A 15,104-nucleotide genomic window follows, 5' to 3' on the forward strand; every position below is an offset into this window, starting at 1 on the left:
CAAAAGATTTTACAGTCTCTTTCTCGTTAATCTGGAAGAGGGGATGCCCCCTCTATGCTAGTTATCGTCTGCTTCTGCTTCTCTGTCTATTTCTTCAATATCTTCGTCGGTAATATCAAAATGTTTTTTTAAGTTCGATAAAGTTCTATTTTCAGGCTGATTACTATTCAGCCACTCGTAGAAATCATCTTCTCCGATATAATCAATCAATATTTGCTCAATGAAGTACTCGGGATCGTCAAAGTTGTCATGGATAGGGGAGTGATCGCTATGATCACAATGATCACTTTCATTGGACATTAGTGCAGAATTTTCAAAAATTTTTGGCCAAAAATACGCTGGGTCGATTGTATCTGAAAATTTTGGGTTCTCTTTACCTTCGTTATTTATATCAAAGTGAAGGTGGTAGCCTCTTCCTTTGTCTTCTCCGGGTGCTCCTGTGTTCCCAGATGTACCAATTCTTTCGCCTCTAGAAACCACTTCATGCTTTTTAACTATGTATTTATCTAGATGTAGATACCTTGCTATCAGTCTATTCCCATTAGGATCTTTATCGTCATGTCTAATCGTCACATATTTAATTGGCAACTTTGTATATACACCAACGTCAAGAACTTTGCCATCAGCTACTGAATAAACTGGTTCTAACTTTACTCCAATATCAATTCCTTTGTGTTTAGTACCACCTGGCTCTTCGTCTCGGTAATGTCCAGTAATTTCATTACTTGTAGTTGGCCACCTCCACCCCAGCGAAGAGTATGGATCATCAGGAGTGGACATAGTTTTTACATCAGTGGCTTGAGCTAAAGAAGTACTACTAATACTTAGTGAAATTACTGTAGTAAGTAATCCCAAAGTAAATCGTTTCATTGATTCAGAATCCTCCCTTTTTTGTGCGAAAATGTAAATATTATACAAATTAATTCTAACATTAATAATAAAAAATTCAATATATTTTATGGTCATTTATTTTTAGATTTCTTAACGGAAGGGTGGATATTTGGTAGCGATTATGCTTTCCCCCGATCATGTACCATTTCAGTTTCTCACGAAACACCTGGTCTGCAAGGGCCAGTTCAACAACAAATGCCTGAGCACTCCCCAGCGACCGATTTCGAAATAAAGGCCCTCTCCAACTAATGGAAAGGAGAGAGGGGTCTTTAAGTACATATCATTTAACATAGAATAAAATCCGTGACCCCGTTACAGGTGAGGAGATGAATCCAGATGAGCGCCTGATGCGTTCCATCGAGGAGCAAATCGGCATCTCGGAAAATGCCAAGCGGGCCTTCCGTGAAGAAATTCTCATCCATATCTCGGCCTATGCACGTAAAGGGAAGCGTTTTGACTACAGCACGCATGATCGTTTGCGGGAAGCTATCGAGAAGAAGCTGTTTGCCGATCTGAAGGATGTCGTCAAGATTACGACCTCGAACAAAACACCGGATGAGCATCAGCTCAAGAAAATTAATGAGGTTACCAAGCGTCTTATCGAAGAGCATCAATATTGCCCGGTTTGCGCAAATGAGCTGCTGCGCTACGTGGGAAGCCTGTTGAACAGATGACAGAACGTTGGCGACATGAGGGGCACGTCATAATCATATTCGGCGCAGATAGCGCCAGTTGCTAGCACGAAAAGGCATACTATATCGCATGCACGCTTTTAGTAGCAGTTGGATCGATTTTGACACAAAAAGTAGTGAGAGATAATGCAGAGGATCGAGCAATTATTGAGGAGCAGGAAAGAGAATTTAACTGGAAGGTATCGAAAGTGGAGAAAGAAACGCCGAAATAGCCCAATAAAACCGTCAGAGTCATGCCCTGACGGTTTTTCGAATGAGCTCGATAAACTCCTCTGCTTTCTCGATATGTGGAGAGTGCCCCACATTTTCCATGACTATCTCCTGATAGGAACCACCAGCGCGCTGATATTGTTCGAGCACGTTTCGAATTTGGGAGACCATCGGCTGCGGAGGATATTCGTCTTCCCCCGGCCATCCGGGGACATAGCCAAGCTTGCCCAGTGTACCGAAATCAGCAAGCGACTGATCCGAGATAATGGCATCATCCGCACCGCGAATCCATAAAATCGGACACTTCGGCTCCATCTGGACAATACCGGACAAATTTACGTATTTGGGAGAAATCGCATTCGTAATCCCTGTTGTCCCAGGAGCAACACCGGGCCAATCGTTTACGTATTCAAAGGCACCAGGGTAAAAGCCCTCTCCCGTTCTCGTAGAGATTATCGCGCTCACATAACGGTCTTCCTGCTCTGGGCCAACCTGGAACGGCGGTTTGAAATAAAGCTGGTTCATGACATTGCGAGGACTGGAAGGGGATTCATTGCCCATATCTTTGGCAGCTATCCTTTTGACCAGCTCGGAGTTGACAGCTCCTCCACCTGAGCCTGAGAAGCTGCTGTAGCACGGGGTGCCAGCTATATCCTTGATTCCACCAAAGCCGTAAGGAGACATGGGGGCGATTAGAATCAGGGAGCGTACTTCCTGCGGGTGATCGATGGCAAACTGCATCACGATCCCACCGCCCAACGACCAGCCGGCAAGATGGACGGGTGTTGGCAAGTCCAATGCCCGAATAAACGAATGAAGGTCATCCGACCAGTCTCGCAAACCGCGTGTCGCATCGATGGGCAATGCTTCACTTGCTCCATAGCCACGCATATCAGGTGCGTACACACGGTACTGGTCACATAGAGCCGCAATGGTATCATCCCAGAACAAGTTGGCTGATGCATTGCCGTGAATGAGGAGGAGCGGTTCTCCTTCTAGTACGCCAGCTGTAAGATAAGAAACGAGCAGTCGATCGGTCTGAATCGTTTTTGTTTCGATTCGTGCATCCATCCATGATGTGCTCCTTTCACTGTATAAGATTATAAATATCAGAATATTTACATTATATATCTGTTCGGTTACAAAATGAGAAAAGAAAACAACCGCCCGTGAAAGGCGGTTGCAGGAAGGTTACATATGGAGACCACGCATCTGTTGTTCGATTTTCTCAAAGCCGCCAGAAACCTTAACGACTTCGTCTTTTTGTTCAGAAACGAGAACAAGCACTTCTTCCAGGCTCTCTTTGTTCTTGTCGGTAATATCTGCGTTGACTTCAACTTTTGCGCCGACTTCTTGAATCATACTGTGAACATGGATAATGAACTCTTGCAGGTTTTTCGTTTTATCCGCGAAGTTTTGCATGTAGTTGTCTACATTGGTGAACATTTCTTGTACTTCAATGATGCCCTCGCTATTTTTCTCAAAAGAAGTCTGTGACTCAGAAATCATATCTGATACGAGCTTCATTTTTTCGCGAATGGTCATGAGCAGGTTCGAGATCGACTCAGAGGATAGCTTGGAGGATTCAGCCAGCTTGCGTACTTCATCTGCTACTACAGCAAATCCTCGGCCGTGTTCGCCTGCGCGAGACGCTTCAATCGTGGCATTGAGTGCCAACAGATTGGTTTGTGCAGAAATCTCGGAAATGGTTTGAATGATTTTCCCAATCGATTCGGTTTCTTTATTGAGCTCTTGAATCAGCTGGTTCGTACCTTGGATATCCTTGATGAATCGTTCAAAGTCATTGCCGATGTTGCCGATGCGTTTGCCGCTCTCATTAGTGGCTTCTTTGGTCGATTCAACGTAATCATGCATCTCCGTAACAGAACGGGTCATGTCCTCCACTTGCAGATTCGTAGAGCTCATTTCCCGACGCAGCTCGTCCGTATTGCTGGTCTGAACCGTAAAGGACTCCATAATGTCTTGCAGGGAAGCGACAGTTTCGACTGCGCGAATATTTACACCGTCCGTCACCTTGTTCAAATTCTCTTGATAGTCTTGCATAGAGGTGAGTGATTCATTGATCTGATCCAGAACACGTTGCAACGATTCCTTTGAGGCAATCGCTTCTTGTTTTTGTTGCTCACTTTCCTCTTGCAGCTTGTTATTGAATACAGCATGCATCATGCTCGTGACAGAGACGAAGCAGAAGGTAAGCAAGAAGTACATCAGATCAAGGTTGTTTGTCGAATGGAAAATCGTTTCTCTCTGTGTCAGGAAGTAGTAAGAGACAATGCCCAATGTCGATACAATCGTCAAAATATTGATGAGTCGGTTTTGATAAATCCCCATGACTGCTACAAAGAACATAATGGTCATGATATTGATCATATGCGGGTCCAGTCCAACTACGATGAACATAAAAATTCCGATTACGGCGAAGTTGAAAAACTTCATGAAGGGCGCTGCTTTTTCACGGAACCTCGGGCGATTGGAGATGTAAGTAAAAGGTGCCAGCACGCCATACAAAATACCCAGTATCGTGAAAACGAATGTGTACGATACGCCTAGAAAAAGGTTTAGGACCTGAACTACCGTAATAATACTTGCGAATACGATTACGACCCAATTGTTTCTTCTTCTCAATAGATCAATGTTATCCATGTTACCCACCTACCTCGACTTTTACTTGGTTGGATGACGACGAATTGTACCAGGAATATTTCGGATCGTGCTTATTGTCATAGACATCTTTTAGATGGAAGAGGGTCGGAATGGCATCGGCCCCTTTGTAAAAGACGATATCTTTGGTCTGAGTCGCCTTTACTTGATACTTCTTGTTAATGAACGTAAAAAAAGTCGGATCTGCTACCCCGATTGCGTGGGTATAACCGTGCTTTTCAGCGTAATCTATCATCAAGCAAATTCCTTTTTGCCCTAGTTGTCCGCGGTATTTCGGCAAAACAGCGAGACTGTCTACCTCCATTACTTTCATATCTTCTGTAACAACATCCTGAAAAAGTGATTTCATATAAGCACTTGATTTGGAAAAGGGCGTCATTTCAAATGTTCCACCTGCTTCACCATCTTCGGCAAGTAAGAGGAACTGAGCCGAGCCTTCTTTCGCATGCTCCATCTCGAAGCCCATGCTTGTCCATACTGTTTCTTTGATTTCATGAAATTTTGCTAACTCTTGTACGGTTTCTACTTGTTTGTACATAACTTCTCCACTCCATCATTTTCTCTGATTGAACCATGTTGTGTATGTTTGACGTCACTAAAGTTATGTTTTTCCATCCGATACGAAAATGAAAGTGCTTTCATCCTCCTTTCAAAAATGTAAACACAAAAAAAGGCCGTTCCATCGAAATGGAACAACCGAAGCTACCAACATCGAATAAATGGTCTCAAGATGATGGCAACCCGGCTATCATGGTCAAAGACTGTAGACCCGTGGTTTTGCGTCGCCACCTTTCGATGACTTTGCCTTTTGCATTTTTTAGCAGAAGTTGTAAAGATGTGTCGAATTTTGCTAGACATAATCATGCAAAATATAAGCCAAAAGATATATTCTTGTCAAGTTTTGGTAGGGAAAATAAACTAATTGTTCATAAAGCATAGACGTAGAAAAAACCAGTTGTGTGATCAACTGGTTCTTCGTTATATAAGCGTTAGGGTAGGGTACGCAGAATGTCTAAAACTTCACTAGGCTCCATGCGTTTTTTGTAATCAGGATCTAAGCCTGCTGAACGGATTACGCCCTGGTTGTCGAGGATATAAGTAGCAGGTATGGGGAGTGTCCATGAATCTTCGCTATTAAAACGATGGAGATCAATATCCAATGATCGGTAGGTATCATGTAAAAAATCAGGCAGTCTGAATCTGAGTTTATATTTTTCTGCTACTTGGTTATTGGTATCGCATAACACGGGAAAGCTCAGCCCGTTTTTCTCTTGCATAGTAAGAGAGTGTGCAGGAGATTGTGGACTAATGGCAAACAATTGGGCACCCAGAGAGGTTATCGTATCGATCTGTTTTTGGTATGCTTGCAGCTCCAAATTGCAGTAGGGGCACCATGATCCACGGAAAAATGTGAGGACGACGGGACCTTTTCCGATTTTTTCCGACAAGGTAATGGTTTTGCCAGTGTGATCGTTCAACGAGAAATCAGGTGCAATCGAACCAACCGGCAAGCCCTTTGCGTGTCCAGAGGTCCGCAGCTCCTCGATTGATTTTGTAAATGCATCTGTTACTTCACGAGTGAGGAAGTCTGCTATTTGTATGGTTGTAAAATCTAGCTCTTCGCGCAGGCTCTGAAAATGTGGTTTATCCATATGTCGTTCCCCTCTTTTTCGAAAGAATAGTAAAAGCCATAGCTTTACGATATCTTTCTTTTGGAGGGAAAGATGTAACCTGGATTACATTCTCTTCAAAATTTCGTCCCGATGAATGGAAATGGATTTAAAGCCTGTTTGAATCAGTTCTTCTCTTACTAAAGCACGTAATGCTACCGTCACAGCTTCCCTGGATGCCCCGACAAAATGGGCGAGTTCTTGATGGGAAAGAGGTATGTCAATTTGTTGAAATGCCGAACTGTTAGGAGTGCCAAATTGATCGGCAAGCCTTACTAATGTGGAAATAATGCGATCTTGTAAAGGGAGAAGAGCAAGATTTTCGGCTGCCTGGATGATCGAAACCATTCTATCGCTAATGATCTTCATGATCTTCATCATCAGTTGCGGATGTTCGATTATGTAGCTCTCAAATTTTGCTTTGCTCATTTTACAAATGAGGCAGTCTTCGATGGCTTCTATATACATCTCCCGTGTACCTAATGAGAGGAGATCCACTTCTCCAAACACATTGCCTTCCCCGAGGATATCGAATGTGAACTGCCGCCCATCCCGATTTACTTTATATAAACGTACTTTCCCCTGTTTGATGAAGTAAAAGCCCTCTGAAAAAGTTTCTGGTGTTTGAATGCACGTATTTTTGGGAAAAGGGGATAAGGAGGTTAATTGATCGATTAAGCGCAAACTTTCCTCGGATAATGAATTTAACAAATAAAATTGAGATAAATATGTGATTTGGTTCATCATTTCTGTTCGGTTTGGGTCTTCAGAATCGTTCTTTTCGCTTTGGTGACAATTCTTTTCGTTTCCTTTGTATCAGAGATTCTTAGCCAATCGTCACCCGTTTCTTCTAATTGATCAACAAGTTGAGAGAGATAAACATGAGGCAGAACGCTTTGTACCAGATGAATATGATCAACAGCCTGCCATTCAGTCAAATTGACGCTTTCTAATTCTCCAGCATGAAGGAGTGCTAAAACATTGTCAGGGATGAGCGAGGCTTTACTTGCTCCTTTTCTCGTGTGTACCGAATCCGGCATTTTCAACAAACCCCTTTTCACAGAAATGGTAGACATTCAAAACGGAATAGCTGCAACAAAAGTATACCTAAAAAATCACCCATAACAAAAATTTTCCAACCATCCGATAACTAGAAGGAATAGGAGGGGATTTTATGAAGGAAGTAAAGGTGATTCAATTTTACTTTTCCGGAGGCGGTGAAACGATTAGCGTTGAAACGACGGAACCGGAAGAGATCATTCAAATGGTCGCTAATCAAGACGGTGGATGGCTACAGTACGATGATGTTGTTATCAACGTCAGAAATGTTTCGTATATCAAAGTACGCAGTCAGGCGTAAGGATAGGAAAAGCGCGTCAAGCTCTTCAGGAAAAAGCTCTCCTTTAAATGAGGAGGGTTTTTTCGTGTTGGAGGTAACGCCGCTGGTTATCCTAATTAATAGAAGAAAAAGGAGGGTGACAAGATGACGCTGGAAGAAGTCATGCAGAAGCTCGAAGCGATGGGGACAGAGCAGACGAAAAAAACGTTATTGCGGCATGGAGCAAAAGAGCCTTTGTTTGGCGTGCGAGTCGGCGATATGAAAAAGCTGGTCAAGGAGGTCAAGCGTGATCAGCAGCTCGTCCAGGCGCTGTACGATACGGGAAACTACGACGCCATGTACTTGGCCGGATTGACGGTTGACCCAAAGAGCATGACAAAAGAGCGGCTGCAGACTTGGGTCAAGGAAGCGTCTTGGTACGCGCCCGCCGAATATACGGTTGCGAGTGTAGCGGCTGAGAGTCATTTTGCCATGGAGTTGGCACGAGAATGGATCGAGTCAAAGGAAGAGATGGTAGCCACATGTGGGTGGAATACGTATTCGAACTACTTGTCGATTGCTCCCGATGAACAGCTACATAAAGAAGAAATCAAACGGCTCCTCATGAGAGTGAAGGAGACGATTCATCAGGAACAAAATCGCGTACGGTACACCATGAATCAATTCGTTATTTCAGTAGGGGCGTATGTACCGGAACTTCATCAGGAAGCGTTGGAAGTGGCCGCAGCGATTGGCAAAGTACATGTGGACGTCGGACAGACAGCGTGCAAAGTTCCGTTGGCTACGGAGTATATCAAAAAGATAGAAGAACGAGGGAGTGTCGGAAAAAAGAAAAAGACATGCATCTGCTAGTCGGGCATTTTACTCATTCATTTGGCGTATATTTCTAAGGTGCTTTTGTTTGCTAAAGTATCGACTATTCCTTGCTAATGTGCTATCATGATACCTTGTTAACGTATTACCACTTTATCAGAGTAAAATATAGAGTAGGGAAACGAGGGGGATCATCACGATGAAGAAAATAGCATGGATGTCTTTGTTGTTGAGTGCGATGGTTTCATTGGTAGTGGGCTGTTCCAGCGCAAAAACTGGTGCTGACGCGAACAAGCTGATTATCGGAATTGATGATAAGTTTGCACCAATGGGATTCCGGGATGAAAAAAATGAGCTAGTCGGTTTTGATATTGATTATGCGCGTGCAGCCGGCGAAAAAATGGGAAAACAAGTCGAGTTTCAACCAATCGATTGGAGTGCAAAAGAGTCTGAACTAAATAGCGGTCGTATCGACTTGATCTGGAATGGATATACGATTACAGATGAGAGAAAAGAGAAGGTTCTCTTTACCAAGCCTTATCTGAAAAACGCGCAAGTAGTGGTCACGATGGCAAATAGCAACTGGACCAAGCTGTCAGACTTGGCTGGTAAAGCAATTGGTTTGCAAAAGCTGTCTTCCGCAGCTGACGCTGTCAATGCAAGTGACATGAAAAATCAGGTCAAATCAATTACAGAGTATCCTGATAATGTACTGGCATTGAGCGATATGAAGATTGGCCGCGTGGAAGCAGTTGTCATCGACCAGATTGTAGCCGATTACTACATGGCAAAAGAACCTGGAACCTTTAAGCTGTTGGAAGAATCACTTGCACCTGAGGAGTATGGAGTGGGCGTCAAAAAAGGGAACGAGGCGTTATTGAACGAACTGCAAAAAGCCTTGGATACCATGAATCAGGATGGAACAGCAGCTAAAATATCAGAAAAATGGTTTGGCGAAAATCGCGTGTTGAAATAAACGGAAGATACGATGGCTTCGCCGAATGATTGGCGAAGCCACGCTTTATTATAAGGATTAGGAGCATACCAGATGAGCTTAGACTATATTATCTCCATTACCGTGCCCATGCTAGAAGGGGCGCAGATGACGGTGTTGCTGTTCTTCATCGCTATTCTGGCATCGATCCCATTGGGATTTCTCATTACCTTAATGGCGAATAGCAGCAACAGAGGTCTGTCTTGGTTCGCGCACACCTATGTATATGTCATGCGTGGAACGCCTCTATTATTACAGCTATTGTTTTTTGTCTTTGGTCTCCCACTCTTGCCAGTGATCGGAGAATACTTGGTTATGGATCGATTCGTAGCTGCATGCCTCGGCTTCGTGCTGAACTACGCAGCGTATTTCGCGGAGATTTTCCGTGGAGGACTATTGTCGATCGACAAAGGACAGTACGAGGCGGCGCAGGTCCTCGGCTTTAGCAAATGGCAGACGACCAACAAGATTATTTTGCCGCAAATGTTTCGCGTGGCTTTGCCTGCCGTCGCAAATGAATCCATTACTCTCGTAAAGGACACAGCGCTGCTCTATGCGGTTGCCGTCCCAGAATTGCTTCACTTTGCACAAACGGCTGTGAATCGCGACTTTACCATCGTTCCGTTTTTTATTGCCGGAATCATTTATTTGTTGATGACGCTATTGTTGACGTTATTCTTTAAGTGGCTGGAGAAAAGGTTCAAATTCGAATAAAGGGCTGGCGCAATATGGATATCATTCAAGTATCGAATCTAAAGAAATCGTTTGGCAATCAGGAAGTTTTGCGAGATGTCTCGTTTTCGGTGAAAAAGAACGAAGTCGTGGCGGTCATTGGACCGTCTGGCTCCGGCAAAAGTACAATGCTACGTAGCTTGGTCAATCTGGAGCAGGTGAATGGTGGCAGCATTCGGGTGCAGGATGATTATTTGGTGAAGGACGGCGTTTACGCCAGTAACCAGGAAATCAAGCAGATCACATCGAGAATGGGCATGGTATTTCAGCATTTTAATCTGTTTCCTCATTTGACGGTGAAGGAGAATCTTGAGATCGCACCTAGAGTGGTTAAAGGGGAGGCGGCGGAGGACATCCAGCGCATGAGTGCAGAACTCTTGGAAAAGGTCGGCTTGTCTGATAAGGCAGGCGCATACCCAGCAAGGCTCTCAGGCGGACAGAAGCAGCGTGTGGCGATCGCCAGAGCATTGATGATGTATCCGCAAATCTTGTTGTTTGACGAGCCTACGTCTGCGCTCGATCCCGAGCTGACGGGTGAAGTCCTACAAGTCATCAAGCAGCTTGCTCAGGAGCATATGACGATGATGGTTGTGACGCATGAGATGGGATTCGCGCGCGAGGTGGCGAACCAAATCATGTTTATGGACAACGGGGAATTCGTAGAGTCGGGGACACCTGAGCAATTGTTTACAAATGCTAAATTTGAGCGGACCAAATCATTTTTGCATCGCGCATTAAAATAGAGAAGATCAACAACAAATGCCCTCAGTGTCGAGAAGACAGACTGAGGGCATTTTGTATAGACAGGCTACATCACCTGATAGTTCAAGTACCGTTGGCTGATGAACGAATGAAAATGATCGCTGAACGAGTCAGCATTTAAAAACGCATTGTAAGCGTAAGGAGTGACCCGACAGTAAACGACCTCGCGTCCATCGTGAAAACGGATGTAGAGGTGGTTTGTAACCAGATCGTACCGAGCAGCTTTGATCAATTTCGAATCCAGTTCCTTGTAGGTAATTTCTTGGGGTTGATTCTGACGTGGCAGAAATTGGCGGAAAAAAGATCTCAATGTACGTGCAAACTCCTTTATCTAAAAATCGGCTTATCTATTTCTACGAGTCTTCAGTTTACGCAAAAATTTGGATTCGGAATACAAAAATAGCACACCAATTGCAAAATAGGCTAAGAGAACTGCGTTCAGAACGATCGATGAAAAGTCGGCAAGCATGTAAGTGCCTCCTGTTAGAGAGAATGAAGTCACGAATTGAAAGGAACCTGCTCCATAAAAGGGAAGATCTTCTTTTTGGTTCATTCTATGGGCCTATTATCTAGTTGTGTTTTGAAAAGAATGATCATCAAAAAGTACGTAGACTCATGAAAAATCTTGTCGAATATAGTCTATATTACCTATTTTGATATTGTCAATAATTACATAGAACCAAATGCATTATCCGCAAATTTCCTTGATCAACTACCTTGTATCACGAGGTATAGTGTGGTAATCTCTAGGCATGTCACAGGGAGGAGATGCTTTTGTGAACAAAGAGTTGTTGAAGGGAAGCATCGATCTATTGCTACTCTCGCTGATCGCACAGAAAGATCAGTACGGCTATGAGTTGGCCAAGAAGATTCGCGATAAAAGCGATGAGCTGTATGAAATCGGTGAAGGCACACTATATCCTGCCCTAAAGCGATTGGAGACGCAAAAGGCAGTGGAGTCTTACTGGGGGGAAGCCAATGAGGGCGGACGCCGTAAATATTATCGGATCACCAAGACAGGCCAGGGACTTCTTCAAGACAAGATGAAGGATTGGCAGAGCTTGAGCAAACTCATTACGCTCGTCAATGAGGGAAGTGAGTAAGCGAATGAAGCTGGAAGAATACGCAGAGCGGGTTGTCAATCGTTTGCCGTGTTCCAAATGGGAAAAGCAGGATGTCAAGGATGAGCTGATGGATCATTTAAGGAGCATGAAGAGTGAGCTGGTCGAAGAAGGCTACGGGGAACAGCAAGCCGTCTCTCTGACCATTCAACGATTTGGACCTACGGGGGCAATCAGCCGGGAACTGTCTGAATCGATGCCGCTCATTGATAAATACTTCCGCAAATGGTTCATGACGTTGTTTTTCTTGTATGTAGCGATCTCCAGCTATCTCTTGTTATTGTCGCCTGATCGCTTCCGGCGCAGAGCTTTTACAGTGGAATGGAAGCAGAGGATGATCGAGTACGGCGTCCCGCAATATACGCATCTTTTTCAAAATACGAAGCCATTTCAATCCTTGGTGGATTACGTCTTCCATTATGATCATTACAGCTTCGGTACGGTGATGTATAACTTGATAGGGAATATCCTTATTTTTTTGCCGCTGGGATTGTTTTTGCCGCTGTTATTCTTGTCCTTTCAAAACATGCATCGCGTGTTTTTTCTCACATTGTCTGCCAGTCTTATCATTGAAGCGTTGCAGCTTTTGCTTGCATTAGGAAGCTTTGATGTCGATGATCTACTGCTGAATGTAATTGGGGGACTGATTGGTTATGGCATGTTTCGATTAGGAGCAGCTATGATACACAGGCGAAGGAAAAGTATTCGCTTCGATGATGATTTGTCCGCTACACCCTCGTAAAAAGCAACATAAGTCGAAGAAGCCTCATGGACCGAGGTCGCCGGGTTGTAAGGTGACCTTGGACAAGGTTTTCGATGACTTTTTATGCATATGTACATCGTAATACGACATACATAGTTATTCGATCTAGGAGGATTTCATGAAAAGAAAAGCGATTTTACTCATCGTGTTCGCCCTCATGCTCCAAGTAGTAGTTGGTTGTGAGAGCAACCATGCTAACGGGCAAGTGCAGGCGAAGCAACACGCAGATTTTACTTTTGATGTGAAGCCGGAGACCTTCGAAGTATTTGTAGAGAAAGACGGAGTGAAGGAAAGCGCTTCTGAGCCTATGCCAGCGCGTAAGGTAGCGAATGTACAAAAAGGTGAGCAAGAGATTACCTGGAGCTACCCAGACGATAAGCTGGACGTCTCGCTTCAAAAGAAAGAGGATTATTTGCAAATCACTCTAACCTCGACAGGGACAGAGAGCTTTTCCTGGCCTACCGTGAAAGGACCTAGCTATATGCTGCCTTTGGGGGAAGGAAAGTGGATTCCTGCCGCCGACAGAGAGTGGCAGTCCTTTTTCAAAGAGGAGAGTCTTACTTTCGCGGAGTCATTCTCCATGCGCTTTTTTGCTGTCAATAAGAACAAGTACGCGCTCATGTACGTGGTGGACAACTTGTTTAACAGTACAGTTGATTTTGCAGTCGATCCGACGATTTCCTTCACGTTCTCGCATGAGTTCCCGACGATTAATTCAGACAAGACCTATGGATTCCGCTTGTATGTGACAGACAATGATCCAGTCAGCATTGCAGGCGTGTACAAGGATTATATAAAGGAAAAGGGAGAGCTGCTGACTCTGGCTGAAAAAGCGAAAGCGAACCCGGATGTGGAAAAGCTGTACGGAGCTCCTCATTTTTATTTGTGGAACAAGAGCTTCCTGACTGCTGAGGATGTAAAATGGCGTGCATTGAAAACCAAACTGGACGCGAACTTCATCGGATGGATGGAGCAGTTCTTGCAAAGCAGCGAGGATGGAAAAGAGAGCATCCAGCAATTCCGCGAGATTCAAAAACAGGATTACGTCGCGGACTACCAGAAGAGAGCGATCATCAGCGGGTTCAACTATGCGTTGCGCTCGCGTGAGTTTTACAATCCGAAGCTATTTACGAACGTCGATGAGAAGACAAAAGAACTCATCGGAAAAGGGATCGACAAGCTGACGGAAGCACAGCTGTACGACTTGAACAAACAACTGCTGAAAAGTGTATTGCAGGATGCCGTTCCACCGGTAGAAAAGTGGGGCAATGCGGATTCTACTGATCTGCTCAAGGACATGAAAGCAGCCGGAATTACGAATGCATGGATCGGCTTGCCGGACTGGACTGCCGCTTACATGAAGCCAGCATTCATTCAACAGGCGAATGATACAGGCTATTTGATCGCCAGCTACGACTCGTACCATTCCATTCATAAGGAAGAAAATCAGGATTGGAATACGGCCATTTTCAAGGATAAGAGCTTGTATGAGAATGCGACAATCACGAAGAAAAATGGAGAAAAGAAGGCTGGTTTTCTGCAACGTGGCAGATTGCTGAATCCAACCTTATCGCTGCCAAGTGTGAAGCAGCGCATGGATGAAATCATGAGGAACGATGTCGCTTTTAACTCGTGGTTTATTGATGTGGATGCAGCAGGAGATTTCAACGATGATTATTCGCCTGAGCACACGACGACAGAAGCACAGGATATGAAGGCGAAGCTTGCGCGGATGGACTATATTCGTGATGAAAAGAAATTGGTCGTTGGCTCTGAGACGGGCAACGACTTCGCTAGCAGAAGCATTGCTTTTGCCCACGGGATTGAGACGCCTGTCATCAAATGGGCAGATCCAGATATGCGAAAAAACAAGCAAAGCCCGTATTATGTGGGAGGTTATTGGTCCCCAGCGGGTGAGATTCCAGAGCGATACAAGAAGCAGGTTCCGATCAAGGAAGAGTACCAGCATGTGTACATTGATCCAGCATACTCCTTGCCGCTATACAAACTGGTGTACAATAACTCGGTGATCACAAGCCATCACTGGGAGTGGGGGAGCCTGAAGATCAAGGGAGAAGTCGGTACTCGTATGCTCAAAGAGCTGCTCTACAATGTTCCGCCGCTCTATCATGTGGATAGAAAGATGTGGGATGCTGAACAAGAGTTGATCATGAACTATCTGAAGGTGTGGTCTCCCTTCCATAAAAAAGCAGTGCAGCAAGAGATGACCGATTATCGCGTGTTGTCTGAAGACAGACTCGTGCAAAAGGCAGTTTATGGGGATGATTTGCAAGTGATCGCCAATTTCTCACAGAAAGATTTCACGTACGAAAATCAAGTGGTGAAGGCTAGAACGGCTCTCATCATCGATGGTAAGAATAAACAGACATTCCTTGCTCCAGCGCAGTAAGAATGAATAGAAAAAGGCTGTCCGC

General features: G+C 44.4%; 16 protein-coding genes, 2 pseudogenes and 1 riboswitch. Of the genes and pseudogenes, 10 read left to right on the top strand and 8 right to left on the bottom strand.

The window, feature by feature from the left end:
- Positions 1-57: 57 nt before the first annotated feature.
- The gene (locus C7R92_RS12770; protein ID WP_158265749.1) at positions 58-870 is read right to left on the bottom strand and encodes a M23 family metallopeptidase; all 813 of its coding nucleotides are present in this window, start codon (positions 868-870) and stop codon (positions 58-60) included.
- A 317-nt stretch (positions 871-1,187) separates the two neighbouring features.
- Between C7R92_RS12770 and C7R92_RS12775 the strand changes: the two are divergent.
- Both C7R92_RS12775 and C7R92_RS32870 read left to right on the top strand, forming a co-directional pair.
- Positions 1,188-1,565, top strand: a pseudogene (locus C7R92_RS12775) (protein prkA); the annotation flags it as partial.
- Positions 1,566-1,630: 65 nt separating this feature from the next.
- Positions 1,631-1,795 (top strand): annotated as a pseudogene (locus C7R92_RS32870) (YiaA/YiaB family inner membrane protein); the annotation flags it as partial.
- A 19-nt stretch (positions 1,796-1,814) separates the two neighbouring features.
- Here C7R92_RS32870 and C7R92_RS12785 read toward each other — a convergent pair.
- From C7R92_RS12785 to C7R92_RS12810, 6 genes are all read right to left on the bottom strand, one after another.
- Positions 1,815-2,864 (bottom strand): alpha/beta fold hydrolase, encoded by a 1,050-nt coding sequence (locus tag C7R92_RS12785; protein WP_106834503.1) that lies wholly within the window; start codon positions 2,862-2,864, stop codon positions 1,815-1,817.
- 120 nt (positions 2,865-2,984) lie between these two features.
- A complete protein-coding gene (locus tag C7R92_RS12790; protein ID WP_106834504.1) occupies positions 2,985-4,457 on the bottom strand; it encodes a methyl-accepting chemotaxis protein in 1,473 nt (490 codons plus the stop codon).
- Between the two features lies 1 nt (position 4,458).
- On the bottom strand, positions 4,459-5,013 hold the full coding sequence (locus C7R92_RS12795; protein ID WP_017251940.1) for a GNAT family N-acetyltransferase: 555 nt from the start codon (positions 5,011-5,013) through the stop codon (positions 4,459-4,461).
- Between the two features lie 194 nt (positions 5,014-5,207).
- Positions 5,208-5,291, bottom strand: a riboswitch (cyclic di-GMP riboswitch).
- A gap of 173 nt (positions 5,292-5,464) precedes the next feature.
- Positions 5,465-6,127 carry a peroxiredoxin-like family protein gene (locus C7R92_RS12800; protein WP_106834505.1) on the bottom strand — a complete coding sequence of 221 codons (663 nt, stop codon included), beginning with the start codon at positions 6,125-6,127 and terminating at the stop codon, positions 5,465-5,467.
- An 84-nt stretch (positions 6,128-6,211) separates the two neighbouring features.
- Positions 6,212-6,889 (bottom strand): Crp/Fnr family transcriptional regulator, encoded by a 678-nt coding sequence (locus C7R92_RS12805; protein ID WP_106834575.1) that lies wholly within the window; start codon positions 6,887-6,889, stop codon positions 6,212-6,214.
- A complete protein-coding gene (locus C7R92_RS12810; protein WP_244195736.1) occupies positions 6,889-7,191 on the bottom strand; it encodes a hypothetical protein in 303 nt (100 codons plus the stop codon). Before C7R92_RS12810 ends, C7R92_RS12805 begins: the two co-directional genes overlap by 1 nt.
- A 128-nt stretch (positions 7,192-7,319) precedes the next feature.
- On the opposite strand from C7R92_RS12810, the gene C7R92_RS12815 reads away from it, so the two are divergent.
- The 5 genes from C7R92_RS12815 to C7R92_RS12835 all read left to right on the top strand — a co-directional run bounded on the left by C7R92_RS12815 (position 7,320) and on the right by C7R92_RS12835 (position 10,766).
- Positions 7,320-7,505, top strand: a complete 186-nt coding sequence (locus tag C7R92_RS12815; protein ID WP_017251944.1) for a hypothetical protein — start codon at positions 7,320-7,322, stop codon at positions 7,503-7,505.
- 123 nt (positions 7,506-7,628) lie between these two features.
- Positions 7,629-8,336, top strand: a complete 708-nt coding sequence (locus C7R92_RS12820) for a DNA alkylation repair protein (protein WP_106834506.1) — start codon at positions 7,629-7,631, stop codon at positions 8,334-8,336.
- Between the two features lie 160 nt (positions 8,337-8,496).
- Entirely contained in the window at positions 8,497-9,273 is a 777-nt protein-coding gene (locus C7R92_RS12825; RefSeq protein WP_017251946.1) for an amino acid ABC transporter substrate-binding protein, read from the top strand.
- 72 nt (positions 9,274-9,345) lie between these two features.
- Positions 9,346-10,005, top strand: a complete 660-nt coding sequence (locus C7R92_RS12830) for an amino acid ABC transporter permease (RefSeq protein WP_017251947.1) — start codon at positions 9,346-9,348, stop codon at positions 10,003-10,005.
- 14 nt (positions 10,006-10,019) lie between these two features.
- The gene (locus C7R92_RS12835; RefSeq protein ID WP_106834507.1) at positions 10,020-10,766 is read left to right on the top strand and encodes an amino acid ABC transporter ATP-binding protein; all 747 of its coding nucleotides are present in this window, start codon (positions 10,020-10,022) and stop codon (positions 10,764-10,766) included.
- Between the two features lie 65 nt (positions 10,767-10,831).
- Here the strand turns inward: C7R92_RS12835 and C7R92_RS12840 are convergent, their stop codons facing one another.
- Positions 10,832-11,095, bottom strand: coding sequence for a KTSC domain-containing protein (locus C7R92_RS12840; RefSeq protein ID WP_017251949.1), 264 nt, complete (start codon positions 11,093-11,095; stop codon positions 10,832-10,834).
- A 466-nt stretch (positions 11,096-11,561) separates the two neighbouring features.
- Here C7R92_RS12840 and C7R92_RS12845 point away from each other — a divergent pair, with 466 nt between their 5' ends.
- The 3 genes from C7R92_RS12845 (at position 11,562) to C7R92_RS12855 (ending at position 15,079) form a co-directional block, all read left to right on the top strand.
- Positions 11,562-11,888, top strand: coding sequence for a PadR family transcriptional regulator (locus C7R92_RS12845; protein ID WP_069853065.1), 327 nt, complete (start codon positions 11,562-11,564; stop codon positions 11,886-11,888).
- Positions 11,881-12,648: a VanZ family protein gene (locus tag C7R92_RS12850; protein ID WP_244195737.1), complete on the top strand. Its 768-nt coding sequence runs from the start codon at positions 11,881-11,883 to the stop codon at positions 12,646-12,648. Before C7R92_RS12845 ends, C7R92_RS12850 begins: the two co-directional genes overlap by 8 nt.
- Positions 12,649-12,787: 139 nt before the next feature.
- Entirely contained in the window at positions 12,788-15,079 is a 2,292-nt protein-coding gene (locus C7R92_RS12855; protein ID WP_106834509.1) for a glycoside hydrolase, read from the top strand.
- Positions 15,080-15,104: the final 25 nt, after the last annotated feature.

The sequence above is a fragment of the Brevibacillus porteri genome (assembly GCF_003013475.1).
Lineage (GTDB): Bacteria > Bacillota > Bacilli > Brevibacillales > Brevibacillaceae > Brevibacillus > Brevibacillus porteri.